Annotated in this window: 16 protein-coding genes; 9 read left to right on the forward strand and 7 right to left on the reverse strand. The window is 72.3% G+C overall.

What is annotated here, in order from left to right; genetic code table 11:
• Position 1 precedes the first annotated feature (1 nt).
• The gene (locus FKD65_RS36015; RefSeq protein WP_141583272.1) at positions 2-472 is read left to right on the forward strand and encodes an NUDIX hydrolase; all 471 of its coding nucleotides are present in this window, start codon (positions 2-4) and stop codon (positions 470-472) included.
• Here the strand turns inward: FKD65_RS36015 and FKD65_RS36020 are convergent.
• The 4 genes from FKD65_RS36020 to FKD65_RS36035 all read right to left on the reverse strand — a co-directional run bounded on the left by FKD65_RS36020 (position 469) and on the right by FKD65_RS36035 (position 4,596).
• Positions 469-1,494 (reverse strand): acyltransferase, encoded by a 1,026-nt coding sequence (locus FKD65_RS36020; RefSeq protein ID WP_240809763.1) that lies wholly within the window; start codon positions 1,492-1,494, stop codon positions 469-471. The genes FKD65_RS36015 and FKD65_RS36020 overlap by 4 nt on opposite strands.
• Positions 1,487-2,470 (reverse strand): alpha/beta hydrolase, encoded by a 984-nt coding sequence (locus FKD65_RS36025; protein ID WP_141583274.1) that lies wholly within the window; start codon positions 2,468-2,470, stop codon positions 1,487-1,489. Before FKD65_RS36025 ends, FKD65_RS36020 begins: the two co-directional genes overlap by 8 nt.
• Positions 2,471-2,620: 150 nt before the next feature.
• Complete coding sequence (locus tag FKD65_RS36030) at positions 2,621-3,286, reverse strand: response regulator transcription factor (protein WP_141583277.1); 666 nt, start codon at positions 3,284-3,286, stop codon at positions 2,621-2,623.
• Positions 3,283-4,596, reverse strand: a complete 1,314-nt coding sequence (locus FKD65_RS36035) for a sensor histidine kinase (protein ID WP_141583279.1) — start codon at positions 4,594-4,596, stop codon at positions 3,283-3,285. Before FKD65_RS36035 ends, FKD65_RS36030 begins: the two co-directional genes overlap by 4 nt.
• An 84-nt stretch (positions 4,597-4,680) precedes the next feature.
• On the opposite strand from FKD65_RS36035, the gene FKD65_RS36040 reads away from it, so the two are divergent.
• Positions 4,681-5,709: a PHP domain-containing protein gene (locus FKD65_RS36040; protein ID WP_205718368.1), complete on the forward strand. Its 1,029-nt coding sequence runs from the start codon at positions 4,681-4,683 to the stop codon at positions 5,707-5,709.
• Between the two features lie 304 nt (positions 5,710-6,013).
• The gene (locus FKD65_RS36045) at positions 6,014-6,274 is read left to right on the forward strand and encodes a hypothetical protein (protein WP_141583284.1); all 261 of its coding nucleotides are present in this window, start codon (positions 6,014-6,016) and stop codon (positions 6,272-6,274) included.
• On the opposite strand, the gene FKD65_RS36050 is transcribed toward FKD65_RS36045, so the two are convergent.
• Positions 6,264-7,655 (reverse strand): tannase/feruloyl esterase family alpha/beta hydrolase, encoded by a 1,392-nt coding sequence (locus FKD65_RS36050; protein ID WP_141583286.1) that lies wholly within the window; start codon positions 7,653-7,655, stop codon positions 6,264-6,266. The genes FKD65_RS36045 and FKD65_RS36050 overlap by 11 nt on opposite strands.
• Before the next feature lie 261 nt (positions 7,656-7,916).
• Between FKD65_RS36050 and FKD65_RS36055 the strand changes: the two genes are divergently transcribed.
• The 5 genes from FKD65_RS36055 to FKD65_RS36075 all read left to right on the forward strand — a co-directional run bounded on the left by FKD65_RS36055 (position 7,917) and on the right by FKD65_RS36075 (position 12,605).
• The gene (locus FKD65_RS36055; protein WP_141583289.1) at positions 7,917-8,690 is read left to right on the forward strand and encodes an ABC transporter ATP-binding protein; all 774 of its coding nucleotides are present in this window, start codon (positions 7,917-7,919) and stop codon (positions 8,688-8,690) included.
• The gene (locus FKD65_RS36060) at positions 8,677-9,369 is read left to right on the forward strand and encodes an ABC transporter ATP-binding protein (RefSeq protein WP_141583291.1); all 693 of its coding nucleotides are present in this window, start codon (positions 8,677-8,679) and stop codon (positions 9,367-9,369) included. Before FKD65_RS36055 ends, FKD65_RS36060 begins: the two co-directional genes overlap by 14 nt.
• Positions 9,370-9,379: 10 nt before the next feature.
• The gene (locus FKD65_RS36065) at positions 9,380-10,618 is read left to right on the forward strand and encodes an ABC transporter substrate-binding protein (RefSeq protein WP_141583293.1); all 1,239 of its coding nucleotides are present in this window, start codon (positions 9,380-9,382) and stop codon (positions 10,616-10,618) included.
• Between the two features lie 12 nt (positions 10,619-10,630).
• Positions 10,631-11,491 (forward strand): branched-chain amino acid ABC transporter permease, encoded by an 861-nt coding sequence (locus tag FKD65_RS36070; protein ID WP_141583295.1) that lies wholly within the window; start codon positions 10,631-10,633, stop codon positions 11,489-11,491.
• 124 nt (positions 11,492-11,615) lie between these two features.
• Positions 11,616-12,605, forward strand: coding sequence for a branched-chain amino acid ABC transporter permease (locus FKD65_RS36075; RefSeq protein ID WP_141583297.1), 990 nt, complete (start codon positions 11,616-11,618; stop codon positions 12,603-12,605).
• A gap of 131 nt (positions 12,606-12,736) precedes the next feature.
• Here FKD65_RS36075 and FKD65_RS36080 read toward each other — a convergent pair whose 3' ends face one another.
• A complete protein-coding gene (locus FKD65_RS36080) occupies positions 12,737-14,620 on the reverse strand; it encodes a helix-turn-helix domain-containing protein (RefSeq protein ID WP_240809764.1) in 1,884 nt (627 codons plus the stop codon).
• Positions 14,621-14,631: 11 nt separating this feature from the next.
• Positions 14,632-15,420, reverse strand: a complete 789-nt coding sequence (locus FKD65_RS36085) for a 3-hydroxybutyrate dehydrogenase (protein ID WP_141583301.1) — start codon at positions 15,418-15,420, stop codon at positions 14,632-14,634.
• Between the two features lie 173 nt (positions 15,421-15,593).
• Between FKD65_RS36085 and FKD65_RS36090 the strand changes: the two genes are divergently transcribed.
• Complete coding sequence (locus FKD65_RS36090; RefSeq protein WP_141583303.1) at positions 15,594-16,544, forward strand: alpha/beta fold hydrolase; 951 nt, start codon at positions 15,594-15,596, stop codon at positions 16,542-16,544.
• Positions 16,545-16,714: the final 170 nt, after the last annotated feature.

The raw sequence follows: 16,714 nt of genomic DNA on the forward strand, positions 1-16,714 counted from the left end.
AGTGGCGCGTACCGAGTACTACGACGACCCAGACGCACCGGCCCCGAACTCCATGGTCGTGGCCGCTTCCGCAGTCGTCATCAACGAGCACGGCGAAGTGCTCATGCAGCGACGAGCCGACTCCGGTCTCTGGGCACTGCCCGGTGGAGGCATGAACCTAGACGAGTCGCTTCCAGGCACGGCAGTCCGGGAGGTCAAAGAGGAGACCGGGTACGACGTGGAGGTCACCGGGCTCGTCGGTACCTACACAGACCCGCGCCACATCATCGCCTACTCAGACGGTGAGGTACGCCGACAGTTCAACGTCTGCTTCAAGGCCCGCCTACTCGGTGGCGACCTCCAGGTGAGCGACGAGTCCCTAGAGGTGCGTTGGGTGCCAGCCGACGAGTTGGACGCCTTGCCCATGCACCACACCCAGCGGTTGAGACTGCGCCACTACCGCGCTGGGCGAGATACCCCCTTTCTCGGCTAGACCGGCAGGCCGCAGGGGTGGCAGTAGAAGTAGCCTGTGGATATCCTCTGGTGCCAGAGGTAGATCCGCATCGCGGAGCGGTTGGCCGCGGCGATCACCGTCCGGGCCCCGGCGCGCCGCGTCCAGCGGGTCAGGGGCCCGTGCAGCAGGACCGCGAGGCCCGTCTGGGCGAGGCCGAAGGCGACCGCGGCGAGGGTCGGCGGGCTGAGGTTGGAGACCGCGGCGCCTGGGACGCCGACCATGCTCGCCGGGTACCCCGCGAGAAGGACGAGGAGCACGGCCGCCGCGGTGCCCCCGGCCAGCAGGGCGAGCCCGGCCCGGCGGGACCGCAGCGCCCCGTCCGCCCAGCCGATCCCGAGGTAGAACGGCAGGAGCCAGGCGGTGAGGACGGTGGCCCAGCCCGTCCAGCCGGGCGCGCCGAGGGTGAACCGGCCGAGGTCGATCCCGGCGGTCGCGGCGACGGGGACCGCCGCGCCCGCGATCCCGAACCGGTGCCAGGCGGCGGCGACGAGCGGGGTGAGGGCGGTCAGCACCACGTAGACGCACAGGAACCACAGGGGGCTCAGCACCAGTTCGATCAGCACGCGGATGCCGCCTCCTGGGAACCCGGCCCACGACAGGGCCGCGGCGACGGGGATCCAGACGATCACCAGCGCCGGGAGGGGCCGGGCGAAGCGCGCCAGCCGCCGCAGCAGGCGGCGGCTCCAGGGCTCGCCGGGACGCAGGCTCTTCGCCGCCGAGTAGCCCCCGACGAAGAAGAAGACGGCGAGCGTTTGCAGGACCCAAGAGATCGGTGTCAGTTCGGGCATCGTCTTGAGAGGGCTGGTGACGTGCAACCGGTGGCTGGGGCCGTCCACGACGAGGGCGGTGACGAGCCAGTGGCCGAGCACGACACCGAGGATCGCGAAGGCGCGCAGGGCGTCCACCGCCCCGTCGCGGTCGTTGTCGGCGTCGCGGTCGGCGTCCCTGTCGTCGTCCTTTACACGGGTGCCTTCTGAGCCGGGAGGCTGGTCTTCAGGCACGGGTGACCTCCGCGTCGCGGCCGAGGGCGATCAGGGCGAGGTTGCACAGCGCGAGGGACCCGGGCTTCAGGTAGCCGCTGTGGGGGCCCGTCCCGGCGTCGAAGCGCAGGGCGCCGAAGCCGGGGGCGGCGGGATCGGCGCCGAACCCGACCCCGGTGAAGCGGACGTGGGGCACGTACTGGATCCAGTCGCCCTTGGCCCGGCCTGCCCATACGCGGGCGGGCGTCCCGAGGTCGGACGCGTGGCGCACGGTGGTGCCGGGGCTGCCGAACAGGGCGACCTCGTCCACCGGCAGGGGCGCGAACCGCGGGACGGCCTTGCCGCAGACCACCGAGCCGTAGCTGTGGCAGAGAAGGGCGAAGCGGGCCTTCCCGTTCACGCGGTGCAGGCCGGCGAGGAGTCCTTCGAGACCGCGCGCCCCCTTCTCGGCGTGCCCGGCCGTCAGGGCGCCGGTGCTCAGGGTCGAGGGCGAGTCGTAGCCGAGCCAGGCGATGACGGCGATCCGCGCGCCGGGCGCGGAGGCGCGGGCCTGCCGGTAGAGCGCCCGGCTGCCGCCGCCGACGAACTTGGGCGAGTCGTAGTTGCCGAGCGAGTTGTCCGCACCGGGCACCACGACCGCCACCCGGTCGGCGTGCTCAAGGTCGCCCAGGACCTCCACGGCGATCCCGTCGCCTCGCGGGTCGAAGGACAGGAACCGGCGGCCGGGCGCCAGGAAGGAGGCCAGGGCCCGCGCCCGTCCCTCGTCGTGGACGCGCCTCGCGGTGGCCAGGGCGCGGGCGATGTCCCGGCCGGTCGTCTCGTAGCGGGCGCCGAGGGCCGGAGCCGACAGAGCGGGCGCCGCGGCCGGGGGCGCGTACACCTCGGCATGTCCCGCGGCGGTCACCGCACCGGTGGCGGCCAGTACAGACACGGCGACGACGCTCCTGCGAGCGGCGACGCTCCTGCGAGCGGCGAGGGTCCTGCGAGCGCTGGGCATCCCGCGCGTCCTTCCTGGTCAGCGGGTGGGGCACTGATCAGGAAGGTAGAAATCGGACGGATAAGAGCACATCGGCCCGCGGTGCCGTTCCGTGCCATTGGACCCCGGTACGACGGGATGCACCCCGGGTACTACGGGGAAGGCCCGGTATCAGTCGCCGGGCCGCATCAGCCCCACCTCGTAGGCGTAGACGATCGCCTGCGGGCGGTCCCGCAGCCCGAGCTTCATCAGGATCCGCCCGAAGTGGGTCTTGACGGTCTGCTCGGCGACGACGAGCCGCCCCGCGATCTCGCCGTTGGACAGCCCGCGCGCCACCAGCGCGAGGACCTCGGTCTCCCGCTGGGTCAGCTGCTCCAGCCGCTTGCGCGACGGCGCGCGCGGCCCCCCGAGCCGGGAGAACTCGGCGATGAGCCGCCGCGTGACCGACGGGGACAGCAGCGCGTCGCCCGCCGCCACCACCCGCACCGCCTCGGCCAGCTCGGTCGCGGAGGCGTCCTTCAGCAGGAACCCGCTGGCGCCCGCCCGCAGGGCCTCGTAGACGTAGTCGTCCAGGTCGAACGTCGTCAGCATGAGGACCTTCGGGGCGCCGTCCCCGGCGTCCGCGAGGAGGCGGCGGGTCGCCTCCAGGCCGTCCATCACCGGCATCCGCACGTCCATCAGGACCACGTCGGGACGCAGCTCGGCGATGCGGCGCAGGCCCTCCGCGCCGTCGGCGGCCTCGCCCGCGACCTCGATGTCGGGCTGGGCGTTCAGCAGCACGCCGAAGCCGGTGCGCACCATGCCCTGGTCGTCGACGATCACGACCCGGATCGTCACGTCGCGTCCCGCGCCTTCACCGGCAGCGATACGGTCACGGCGAACCCTCCCTCGGACGTGGGGCAGGCGGTCAGCTCGCCGCCCAGCGCGGCCGCCCGCTCGCGCATCCCGACCAGCCCGTGTCCGCCGCCCGGAAGCGGCGGAACCGACCCCGGGCCGCCGGCGGGCGGGCCGTTGACGACGCCGAGCCACACTATGCCGCGATCACCGGACGCGCCGCCATCGCGGGAGACGCCGCCATCACAGGTAACGACGACCTCGACGCGGGAGCCGGGCGCGTGCCGCATGGCGTTGCTCAGCGCCTCCTGGAGGATCCGGTACGCGGTGAGCCCGACGCCGGGGGGAAGCGCGCCGAGGTCGCCGCTCACCTTCGTGTGGACGCGCAGGCCGGCGCCGCGCGCGTTGCCGACCAGCTCGTCCAGGCGCTCCAGGCTGGGCTGCGGAGCGGTCTCGGCGCCGTCCTCCGCGCGCAGGACGCCGAGGACGCGGCGCAGCTCCGTCAGCGCGTCCAGCGCGGTCGCGCGGATCTCGGCGAGGTCGCGGCGCGTCTCGTCCGGGAGGGTCTCCACCTTGTAGGGCGCCGCCTCCGCCTGGATCGCGATCATCGACATGTGGTGCGCGACGACGTCGTGCAGCTCCCGCGCGATCCGCTGCCGCTCGGTCAGCACCGCCTCGGCGTCCTGGTGCCGCTTCTCCTGCTCGGCCAGCTCGCGGCGGGACGTCTGCCGGACGCGGACGGCGTACCCCACCGCGAGCGGCAGCAGGAGCAGCACCGACGCCCCGGGCCCGGTCTCCGGGTCCTTGATCCACAGCCCGGCGAACGAGATGATCCCGACGCCCAGCGTGATGTCGCGCGAGCAGCGGACCGCGACGGTGTACACGGTCACGACCGCCGCGAACGAGCCCGCCGGGACGTACGGGACGGTCAGCCAGCCGTCGACGTCGATCAGCGCCATCGCGAGGAAGCTCAGCCGCCAGGCGCCGAGCGGATGCCGGTCGCGCAGCGCGAGCGGCGCCGTCACCGCCACCGCGATGAAGAGCTTCGTCCCGTCGGAGACGTAGATCCCGCGCCGCAGCGTCTCGGTGGACAGCAGCGACACCGTCCCGGCGACGAGCCCGACGGTTAGGGCCAGCCCGAACAGGTTCGCCACGACCCCGTACGGCAGCCGCCCGACGCCGATGTACCGCGTCCAGCGCAGCAGCAGGGGCCACGGCCGGTTCAGCGGGGCGGGATCGGCCCTGCCGGTCACGGCGGCGGCGAGCAGCACGTCCTTCAGGGCGCCGCGCAGTGTGAGGTTCTCCCCGGCCATGGGGACCAGGCTAGGGAGCCCGGGTCTCACTCGGATGACACCGTGGTGGGACGTGCCGGGTGATACCTGGGTACGGTGCGAGGCGTGGAGCCCGTCGAAGCGCTGCGCCGCATCGCGTTCCTGCTGGAGCGCGCCCATGAGCCGACCTACCGCGTACGGGCGTTCCGCACGGCCGCCGACCGCGTGGAGGAGACGGCGCCGGACGAGCTCGCGGACCGCGCCCGCGACGGGACGCTCACCGCGCTGCCCGGCATCGGCAAGGTCACCGCCCTGGTCATCGAGGAGGCGCTGCGCGGCGAGACCCCCGTCTACCTGCGGCGGCTCGAGGCCACCGAGGGCGAGCCGCTGGACGAGGCCACGGCCGCCCTCCGCTCCGCGCTGAAGGGCGACCTGCACACCCACAGCGACTGGTCGGACGGCGGGTCCCCGATCCTGGAGATGGCCGAGACGGCCCGCTCCCTGGGCCACGAGTACCTGGCCCTCACCGACCACTCGCCGCGCCTGAAGGTGGCCAACGGCCTGTCCGCCGACCGCCTGCGCCGCCAGCTCGACGTCGTGGCCGAGCTGAACGAGTCCCTGGCGCCGTTCCGCATCCTGACCGGCATCGAGGTCGACATCCTGGACGACGGCGCCCTCGACCAGGACCCCGACCTGCTCGACCGCCTGGACGTAGTCGTCGCCAGCGTCCACTCCAAGCTCCGCATGGACCGCGTCGCGATGACCAAGCGGATGGTCGCCGCGGTCGCGAACCCGCGCGTGAACGTCCTCGGCCACTGCACCGGCCGCATCGTGAAGGCCGGCGGGAAGCGCGGCGGCCTGCGCCCGGAGTCGGAGTTCGACGCCGCGCTCGTCTTCGACGCCTGCGCCGCCTACGACGTCGCCGTCGAGATCAACTCGCGCCCGGAGCGCCTCGACCCGCCCAAGCGGCTGCTGCGCCTGGCGGTCGAGGCGGGCTGCCGGTTCTCCGTCGACTCCGACGCCCACGCGCCCGGGCAGCTCGACTGGCAGCCCTTCGGCTGCGAGCGAGCCGCCCGCTGCGGCGTCCCCGCGTCCCAGATCGTCAACACCCTCCCCGCCGACGACCTGCTCACCTGGACGCGCGACAAGCGGTAACCCTCAACCGCCGAGGGAGTGGACCATCCGCATGATCGTCTCGATTTGCTTGCCGCTCTTCAGGCAGGAGGCTGTGTCGCCCGCGTAGCCTCACCGGTTCCAGCATCCCTGCGGATTGCCCCGGCCGGCCGGCCGGGGGTGGCCGGCGAATACAACACGATCATGTCGTTGGTCTCGGTGTCTCCTCTGGTGATCGACCAAGCGCATTGATGTTTTGTCGCCTGGTTGCTGGCTTGGGCGGTCTCATTGGTCGGCCTCCTGTTCCCCTGGAAGAAACCGGCGGTTCCAGTGGAAGGAGGGAGTGATGAGCAAGGGAAAGACACTGCCGGAGCCAGACGCACCGCCGGCCAGGCGCAGGCACCGCGTGTTCCCGTGGATCTTCTTGGCCGTCCAGATCGGCTTTCTGATCTGGGTGATCCTCGGGGCCATGGCGAACGACTGCAGCGGTGACGAGGCGTGTGAGGCGGGCACCACGATCGGGGTGGGGCTGATCATCGCGCTCTGGGTGGCGGCCGATGTCATCCTCGGCATCACCTACATGGTGTTCAGGATTTTCAGGAGGTGAGGGAGCAGGTGTTCACGGGGTCGCCCGTTGTGGGGTTGGGGAGGGTGGCGCTCTTGGGCGGGGTGGTTCCGTGCTGGGTCCAGGACTCCATGGCCGTGAAGGCCGTGCGCATGCAGGGCAGGAGCGGGCGCAGGCGGTCGGGGAAGGAGTCGTAGAGGCCGTCGACGTGGTTGGCGGCTTCCAGGCGGTAGTAGCGGTAGGGCGCCTTCCCCTTGGCGCGGACGAGCTTGGCGTAGACGTCGGAGTCGGTGGTGATGGGCAGGAGCGTGTCGTAGGTGCCGTGGAGAGTGATCAGGGGCTTGCGGATCCGGCCCGTGAGCGCCACGCGGGCGACGGCGCGGCGGACCTCCTTCGGGCGTGCGGCGTAGTTGTAGGCGGCCTCCTCTCCCGTGTAGGCCGGGTCGAACTCCGCGCGGTAGATGCGCTGGGTGAGCTCCCAGTAGACCTGGTTGTGGAACGGCCAGAGGAACTCCGAGCCCGGTGCGAGGCCCGCGTCCAGGAGCGCCTTGTGCGCGGACGGGTCGCCGGTGGCCGCGTAGGACGGGTAGGCGCGCAGGATCTTCGGCAGGTAGGTGAACAGGTTCGGGCCGTCGGCGCGCCAGAGCGTGCCCTCGGCGTCGATCCCGCCGTCGTACAGCTCCGGGCGGTTCTCCAGCTGCCAGCGGACGAGGTAGCCGCCGTTGGAGATGCCCGCCGCGTAGGTGCGCCGGGGCGTGCGGCCGTACCGCTTGGCGACGACCTTCTTGGCGGCCCGCGTCAGCTGCGTCACCCGGTCGTTCCACTCCACGACGGCGTCGCCGGGGCGGCGGCCGTCCTTGTAGAACTCCGTGCCGCTGTTGCCCTTGTCCGTCGCCGCGTAGGCGTAGCCCTTCGCGAGCGCCCAGTCGGAGATGGTGAAGTCGTTGGCGTACTGCCGCCGGTTGCCGGGCGAGCCCGCGACGACGAGCCCGCCGTTCCAGCGCTCGGGCAGGCGGATGACGAACTGGGCGTCGTGGTTCCAGCCGTTGTTGGTGTTGAACGTCGAGGTGTCCGGGAAGTAGCCGTCCAGCTGGATGCCCGGGACCCCGGACGGGTTGCGCGTGCCCGCGGCGTGCAGCCCGGCCCAGTCGGCGGGGACCGTGTGGCCCGAGCCGACCGTCCCCGCGGTCGTGAGGTCGTCGAGGCAGGCGGCCACCTGCTTCTCCGCGCCCGGCACCGCGAGCCCGGGCGCGCAGGCGGGGTCCGGCCGCGCGCCGGCGTGCGCGGCCGGGCCCAGGGGAAAGGCCAGGGCCGCGGTGAGGGCGCCGGCCGCGGTGCCGGCGGTAAGGGCAGTCCTGGCGGTAAGGGCAGTCCTGGCGGCAAGGGCGGGGCCGGCGGTAAGGGCGGGGCGGACGATCGGCATTCCGGCTCCTCGGGACGGATGTCAGGTGCCCGCCATGGTGGGCGCAGCCTGTGACCGCTGCCACGTGGATCACCCACATATCCGCCGAAGTCGCGATGTGCCCGTGGTCGTGACCTGCGCGTGATGTGTCTCACACCCGTATCCGGGCGTCCGAATGTGGGGTCGGCTCACATGGTCCGGTCCACGGGTCCCACCTAGCGTTCCCGGTCACGGCGGCCCGAGTGTGGTTCGGGCCGTCCACGACGAGCGCGAGGAGGGCGCATGGGCGACCCGGACCGAGAGGCCCCGGTGCTGGCGGCACGCGGCCTGGTCAGGGAGTTCCGCGGCTTCAGGGCCGTGGACGGCGTGGACCTCGACATCGCCGAAGGGTCCGTCCACGCGCTGGTGGGGCCGAACGGCGCGGGCAAGACCACGCTGTTCAACCTGCTCACCGGATTCCTGAAGCCGACCGAGGGCAGCGTGCGCCTCGGCGCGCACGAGCTGGCCGGGCGGCGCCCCGAGCTGATCGCGAGGCTGGGCCTCGCGAGGTCCTTCCAGATCACGAGCCTGTTCGCCGAGCTCACCCCGCGCCAGCACGTCGAGCTCGCACTCGCCGGGCGGACGGGCCTCGGGTGGCGGTTCTGGCGGTCGGACAAGGCGCTGCACCGCCACTCCGACCGCGCCGCCGAGCTGCTCGGGCAGGTCGGGCTGGAGGGGCACACCGACGTCCCGGCGGGAGCCCTGGCCTACGGCCGCAAGCGCGCCCTCGAACTGGCGCTGGCCCTCGCGCTGGACCCGAAGGTGCTGCTCCTGGACGAGCCGACCGCCGGCATGGGCGTCGAGGACGTCGGCCGCACCGTCGAGCTCATCAAGAAGGTGCGGGCCGGGCGGACCGTGGTGATGGTCGAGCACAACATGAGCGTCGTCTCCAGCCTCGCCGACCGGGTCACCGTCCTGCAGCACGGCCAGGTGCTCGTGGAGGGCCCCTACGCCGAGATCCGCCACGACCCCCGCGTCGTCACCGCCTACCTCGGAGACTCCAATGCTGCGCATTGACGGACTGTCCGCCTGGTACGGCGAGGCGCAGGCCCTGCGCGAGGTGTCGCTGCACGTCGACCAAGGGGAGATCGTCACCCTCGTCGGGCGCAACGGCGCCGGCAAGACCACCCTCCTGCGCTCCCTGATGGGGCTGCACAAGGGCGCGTCCGGAACGGTCCGGTTCCTGGACGAGGACATCTCCGCGATGAGCCCCCACAAGCGCGCCCGGCGAGGCCTCGGCTACGTCCCCGACGACCGCGGCATCTTCGCGACGCTCTCGGTTGAGGAGAACCTCACCCTGCCGCCCGTGATGGGACCGGACCCCTGGTCGCTGGAGCGGGTGTACGAGACCTTCCCGCGGCTGCGCGAGCGGCGTCGCTTCCCCGGGACGAAGCTGTCGGGCGGGGAGCAGCAGATGCTCGCGCTCGCCCGGGTGCTGCGGACCGGCGCCCGCCTGCTCCTGTGCGACGAGCCCACCGAGGGCCTGTCGCCGCTGATCGTCCAGCAGATCGGCGAGATCCTCCGCGAGGTCAAGGCGGCCGGGGTGACCGTCCTGCTCATCGAGCAGAACGTCCACTTCGCCGCGACCGTCGCCGACCGCCACCACCTGCTCGCCGAGGGCCGGATCGTCGAGTCCATGGACAACGACGAGGTCCGCGCCCGCGAGAGCGAACTCCTCCAGTACCTCGGAATATAGGGAGACCCCGATGAGAGATCTCGGACGCTGCGCCGCGCTCGCGACCGCCGGAGCGCTGCTGGCCGGCTGCGCGGGCGGACCCGGCGGGGGCGGGGGCAAGATCAGCGACGACAAGATCGTGCTGTCGGTGCTGACCGACCAGTCCGGCGTGTACGCCGACCTGTCGGGCAAGAACGCCGTCGAGGCGGTGAAGATGGCCGTCGCCGACTTCAAGGCCAAGTACGGCGACAAGGCCGTGACCGACAAGATCGAGGTCATCTCGGCCGACCACCAGAACAAGCCCGAGGTCGCCAACTCCAAGGCCCAGGAGCTCTACGACCGCAAGCAGGCCGACCTGATCCTGGACGTGCCGACCTCGTCCGCCGCGCTCGCCGTCGCGACCGTCGCCAAGAACAAGAAGAAGCTGTTCATCGACGTCGGCGCCGCGACCACCGAGCTGGAAGGCAAGCAGTGCAACAAGTACACCTTCCACTACGGCTACAACAGCTACATGCTGGCCCACGGCACGGGCACCGGCGTCACCAAGGACGGCGGTAAGAACTGGTACATCGTCTACCCGGACTACGCGTTCGGGCAGGACATGCAGAAGACGTTCACGACGGCCATCAAGGGCGCCGGGGGCAGCGTCGTGAAGAGCGACCCCACGCCGTTCCCGAACGACAACTTCTCCACGTTCCTGCTGAAGGCGCCGGGCCTGAAGCCCAAGCCCCAGGTGCTCGGCGCCATGCAGGCCGGCGGTGACCTGGTCAACCTGGTCAAGCAGTACAACGAGTACAAGCTGCGCGACAAGGGCGTGAAGCTCGCCGCGGGCCTGATGTTCATCACCGACATCCACTCGCTCGGCTCCGACGCCCTCGCCGGGACGCGCTTCACCGACTTCTGGTACTGGAACGCCAACCAGAGCAACCGCGCCTGGGCCGACAAGTTCAAGGCCAAGACCGGCGCCCGCCCGACGGCCGTGCAGGCGGCCGACTACTCGGCGGCCCTCCAGTACCTGGAGGCCGTGCAGCGCGGCGGCACCGACAAGTCCGACGACGTCGTGAAGCAGCTCGAGGGCGCCAAGGTCAACGACGCCTTCACCTCCACCGGCACGATCCGCGCCGAGGACCACCTGCTCACCCACGACGCCTACGTCGCCGAGGTCAAGCCCTCGAGCGAGGTCAAGGAGCCGTGGGACTACGAGAAGATCCTCAGCACGATCCCGGCGGCGGAGGCGTTCCAGCAGCCCGACCCGTCCTGCTCCCTCTAGGCGGGCCGCGACGTGCTGCAACAGGCGTTCAACGGGCTGGTGGGCGGGGCGTTCTACGCCCTGCTCGCCCTCGGCCTGGCCGTCATCTTCGGGATGCTGGGCGTGGTCAACTTCGCGCACGGCGCGTTCTACATGCTCGGCGCGTTCGGCTCCTTCGTGCTGCTCGACTCCTTCGGCGTGAACTTCTGGCTCGCGCTGCTGATCGTGCCCCTCGTCCTCGGCATCGCGGGCGTGGTGGTCGAGCGGCTGTTCATCCACCGGCTCGCGCCGCTGGACCCGCTCTACAACTTCCTGTTCACCTTCGGGCTCGCGCTGATCCTCCAGGACCTGGTGAAGCGCAAGTACGGGGTCCAGTCGCAGCCCTACCCGCGCCCGTCCGCGCTGGACGGGTCGATCGACCTCGGCCTGTTCACCTACCCGACCTACCAGGTGTTCGTGCTGGCGGTGTCGGTGCTGGTGTGCGGCGCCGTGTGGGTGGTGCTGACCCGGACCCGCGTCGGCATGATCGTGCGGGCGGCGACCGAGCGGCCCGAGCTGTCGCGCGCGCTCGGCATCGACGTCGCCCGGTGGGTGACGCCGGTGTTCGGGTTCGGCATCGCGCTCGCCGGGTTCGCGGGCGTGCTCGCCGCGCCGATGCGGGCGGTCAACCCGCTGATGGGCTCCGACCTGATCATCACGGTGTTCGCGGTGGTCGTGATCGGCGGCCTCGGCTCGGTGTTCGGCTCGGTCGCCGCCGGGTTCGCGGTCGGGCTCGTCTCGGCCCTCGGCAACTACTACGTCCCGTCGCTGTCGCAGACGCTGGTGTTCATCCTGATGGCCGCCGTGCTGCTGTGGCGCCCCGCCGGCCTGTTCGGACGCGAGGAGGCGCTATGACCGCCCGAGACCCCGTGCGGGCCCGAGAGCCCGTGACCGCGCGAGACCCTGTGACCGCCCGAGAGCCCGTGACCGCCCGAGACCCCGTGATTGCCCGAGAGCCCGTGACCGCCGAGGAGGTCTCGTGATCCTCTCCAAGCTGGCCGGACGGCCGGTCCTGCTGGCCGCGGGGCTCGTGGTGGCGCTCGTCCTGCCCTGGTTCATCTACCCGCCGGTCGCGCTCGACATCGTCTGCTGGGCGCTGTTCGCGGCCGCCGTCGACCTGCTGCTCGGCTTCACCGGGCTCCTGTCGTTCGGGCACGCGGCGTTCTGGGGCGGCTCGGCCTACGCCACGGGCCTGATCGCGCTGCACTCCGGGCTGCCGTTCCCCGTGGCCGTGCTGGGCGGCGCCGCCTTCGCGGCGGCGCTCGCGGTCCCGATCGGCTTCCTGTCGGTCCGGCTGCGCGGCATCTACTTCGCGATGGTCACGCTGGCCTTCGCGCAGATGGTGTACTTCATCGCCAACCAGTGGAGGGACGCGACGGGCGGCGAGAACGGCCTCCAGGGCATCCCCAGGGAGCTGTTCGGGCTCGACCTGTCCGACCCGTTCTTCTTCTACTACGCGGCGCTGCCGTTCGTCCTGGTCGGGCTGTTCATCGCCTGGCGCATCGTCCGGTCGCCCTTCGGCCGGGTCCTGATGTCCATCCGCGACAACCCGAACCGGGCGCGGGCGCTCGGCTACAGCATCGACCGCTACAAGCTGCTGGCGTTCGTCCTGTCGGCGGCCCTGTCGGGCCTCGCGGGCGGGCTGTTCACCGTCGGGCACGGCTTCGCGTCCCTCCAGGGCGTCTACTGGACGACCTCGGGGCAGGCCGTGATGATGGTCGTCCTCGGCGGCATCGGCACGTTGTGGGGCGGCGCGATCGGTGCCGCGCTGATCGTGGAGCTGAACGACTACCTGGCCACCGCCGGGTTCGAGGAGACCGGGATCATCACCGGCGCGATCTTCATCGTGGTGGTGCTGCTGTTCCGCCGGGGCGTCTGGGGCACCGCCCGCGACGTCCTGGCGGCACGCTCGTCCCGCTCCCGTCCGGAACCCGAGAAGAACGACGCCAAGGTGGAGGCCTCCGTCTGACACCTGACCGAGCGCGGCGCGCCGTCCCGAAAGGGCGGCGCGCCGCTTCGGCATGCGGGCGTTCCAGCGGGAGGGGCGGTTCTGCGGGAGGGGCGGTTCTCCGGGAGGGGCGGTTCTGAGGGAGAGGCGTACTAGCGGGAGAGGCGGTGCAGGCGCAGGGCGAGCTGGAGTTCGAGTGCCCGCTCGGGCGTCTGCCAGTCGTCGCCGAGGAGGCGGGCGATGCGGTCGAGGCGCTGGCTCACGGTGTTGACGTGGATGTGCATGCGCTCGGCCGTCCGCGACAGGCTGCCGCCCGTCCCGAAGTAGGCCTCCAAGGTCTGGACGAGGGCCGTGCCGCGCCGCTCGTCGTAGTCGAGGACGGGTCCGAGCGCGCTCCCGAGGAAGCCCCTCACGTCGCGGTCGTCCCCGATGAGCAGGCCGACGAAGCCGAGTTCGGACGCGCCGGCGCCGTCGCCGCGGCGGCCGAGGGCCAGCAGCGCGTCTGCGCAGCGCTGCGCCTCCCGGTGGGCGGCGGCGACCCCGCCCGGGTCGAGCACCGGCCCCGCCGCGCCGACCGTGGCGGGGCCGCCCAGGGAGGCGCCGAGCTCCTTGGCGACCCGGCGCGCCGCGTCGCCCGGCCGGTCGCCCGGCAGCAGCAGGACGATCTCCTCCGCGCGCGAGGCGGCCAGGCCGTGCTCCACGGCCGCGAACGACGACGCCCAGAAGGCGGCGCGGGGCCGGTGCTCGCGGGAGTCGTACTTGGCGCACAGCACCACGTGCGGGGCGCCCAGGTCGACGCCGACGCGCCGGGCCCGGGCCGTCAGCGCCTCGGCGCCCGTCCGGCGGCCGGACAGCAGGTCGTCCAGCAGCTCGCCGCGCACCCGGCCCTCGGCCTCGGTGGCGCTCCGCTGGAACAGCAGCAGCAGGGCGGTGACGAGGGCCGCGCGCTCCAGGATCCGCTGGTCGGCGTCGTCCACCTCTTCGGCGGTCCGCAGGACCAGCGTGCCGAGCATCTCGTCGCCGGTGGAGACCGAGGCGATCCACAGGTCGCCGCGCCTGACCGTGCGGCCCTGGGCGCGGGCGGAGTGCGCCGAGGCGGAGACCCCGCCCAGATCCTCGTCGGTGAGGGGCTGCGAAGCGGCGCCGGTCGTGGCGAGCCTGCGGCCGTCGGCGTCCAGGACGTGGAGGGTGCCGCCCAGCAGCTCGGTCACGACGGCGCCGACGTCCTCCACGCCGCCGCCCCGGACCACCACGGCGGTCATCCGGTCGTGCGCGCGCGCCGCCCGCTCCACGGCCGCGCTGCGCGCCTTGACCTCCTCGTTGGCGGTGCTGAGCTCGGCCAGAGCGGTGCGGGTCTCCTCCAGGAGGCGCGCGTTGTCGATGGCGATGGCGGCGTGCGCGGCGAGCGAGCCGAGCAGCGCCACCTCCTCCTGGTCGAACGGGCGCTCGCTGCGGTTCGCGGCGGTGAGCACGCCGATGACCCGGCTGCCCAGCCGCATCGGCACGCCGAGGATCGCGACCAGGCCCTCCTCGGCCACCGCGTCGTCGATGAACCCCCGGTGCTCGAACTGCGCGTCGCCGAGGTAGTGGGCGCTGTTGTAGGGCATCGCGGTCTGCGCGACCAGGCCGACGAGCCCGGTGCCCATCGGCAGCCTCAGCTGCCGGAACGCCGCCGACACCGCCCCGTCGGTCACCCGCATGTAGGTGTCGCCGCGCTCGTCGTCGTTCAGCGTCAGGTAGGCGATGTCGGCGCTCAGCAGCCGCCGGGCGCGGCGGGTGATCGCCTCCAGCACCGAGTCGAGGTCGCGCAGCCCGGCGAGGTCGCCCGCCGTCTCGAACAGCGCCGCCAGCTCGGTCTCCCGGCGGGCGTGCCGCCGCATGATCATCCGGACCCGCAGCGCGGCCAGCTTGGCCGCCTCCAGCTCCTCCAGGACGGCCGGGGACGCGCCCTCCGCCCGCGCCTGGACGAGGGGACCCTCGAACTCGACGGGGGAGGCCTCGCGGGCCAGCAGTTCGAGGAAGACGCCGCAGGTCATACGGCTCATTCTTAGTGCGCCGTCCAGCCGCCGTCGAGTGCCAGGGACGTGCCGGTCACCATCGAGGCGGGCGGCGAGCACAGGTAGGCGACGAGCTCGGCCACCTCGTCCGGCTCGATCAGCCGCTTCACGGCGGCGTGGTCGAGCATGATCCGCTCGACCACGTCGTCCTCGGAGATGCCGTGCGTGCGGGCCTGGTCGGCGATCTGGTTCTCCACCAGCGGCGTCCGGACGTAGGCGGGGTTGACGCAGTTGGACGTCACGCCGTGCGGGGCGCCCTCCAGCGCGATCACCTTGGACAGCCCCTCCAAGCCGTGCTTCGCCGTCACGTAGGCCGACTTGTACGGCGAGGCCCGCAGGCCGTGCACGGACGAGATGTTGACGACGCGGCCCCAGCCGCGCTCGTACATGCCGGGCAGCGCGTCCCGCACGAGCCGGAACGGCGCCTCCAGCATCAGCCGCAGGATCCGCGAGAACATCTCCGGCGGGAAGTCCTGGACGGGCGCCACATGCTGGATCCCGGCGTTGTTGACCAGGATGTCCACACCGGACGCCAACCCGTCGAGGGCGTCCATGTCGGACAGATCGGCCGGCAGCGGGACGCCGCCGAACTCGGCCGCCGCCCGTTCCGCCGCGGCCCCGTCTATGTCGGCGACCACCACCTCGGCGCCCGCCGCCGCGAGCCGCCGGGCGCAGGCGCGCCCGATCCCGCTCGCGCCGCCGGTGACCAGGGCGCGCCTGCCCGCCAGATCCAGCGTCCCCGAAGTCCCCGCGGCAGACCGCGGTGTCACGCTCGTCATGCGCAGAACCTATGGAGCGCGGCCCCGCCCTCCCATGTGGCCCGCGCACACAATCCACCACCGGACGGTATGGGCCCGCCGGATTCAGCCGTTTCCTCCTCCTGCGTCCCCTGTGCCGACCCGGGGGGCTACCGTTGGGCCCGCACGGGCCGCCCATGCCGCGAGGGGTATGAATGCACGAGATCACGCACCGCTTCGTCCGCTCGGAGAGCGGTCTGCGCATGCACGTCGCCGAGGCGGGCGAAGGGCCGCTCGTGCTCCTCCTGCACGGCTTCCCCGAGTGCTGGTACTCCTGGCGGCACCAGCTCACCGCGCTCGCCGAGGCCGGGTTCCACGCCGTCGCGCCCGACCAGCGCGGCTACGCCCGGACGGGCGGCCCCGCGGAAGCGAACCAGTACTCGATCCTGCACCTGGCCGGGGATGCGGTCGGGCTCATCGACCGGCTCGGTGCGGACCGCGCCGTCGTCGTCGGCCACGACTGGGGCGCCCCCGTCGCCTGGGCCGCCGCGCAGATGCGCTCCGACAAGGTGCGCGGCGTGGTCGGCCTGTCGGTGCCGCACCGCCCGCGCAGCAGCAGGCCTCCCGTGGAGTCCATGCGCCGGATGTTCGGCGACGGCTTCTACATGGTGCACTTCCAGCAGCCGGACGTCCCGGAGGCCGAGCTCGACCGCGACCGGGCCGCGACGTTCCGGCGGATGCTGTACGGGGTGTCGGGCGACGGCCCGTGCCCGCCGCTGATCGCCCCGGAGGGCGGCGGCTTCCTCGACGGCCTCCCCGACCCCGAGAAGCTGCCCGGCTGGCTCACCGAGGAGGACATCGCCGCCTACGTCGAGGAGTACGCGGAGAGCGGCTTCACCGGCCCCGTCAACTGGTACCGCAACCTCGACCGCAACTGGGAGCTCACCGCCGCCTGGCACCGCGCCCCCATCGGCCCGCCCGCCCTCTACGTCGCGGGCGACCGCGACCTCGTCGCGGTCGGCGCCCGGGACGCGATCGACTCGATGCGCGACTTCGTGCCGAACCTGCGCGAGACCGTTTGGCTGTCCGGATGCGGCCACTGGACGCAGCAGGAGCGCCCCGCCGAGGTCAACGAAGCCCTGATCGGCTTCCTCCGCGCCCTCTGACGGCGCTGCACCTGTCCCCTTTGACGGCGCTGCATCTGTCCCTCTGACGGTGCCGCACCTGTCCCTCTGAGAGCACCGTGCCCGTTGCTCTCTAAGCGTGCGGTGCTCTCGGACGTGCGGTGCTCTCGGACGTGCGGTGCTCTCGGACGTGCGGTGCTCTCGGACGTGCG

It is taken from the genome of Actinomadura sp. WMMA1423, from assembly GCF_006547145.1.
Classification (GTDB): domain Bacteria; phylum Actinomycetota; class Actinomycetes; order Streptosporangiales; family Streptosporangiaceae; genus Spirillospora.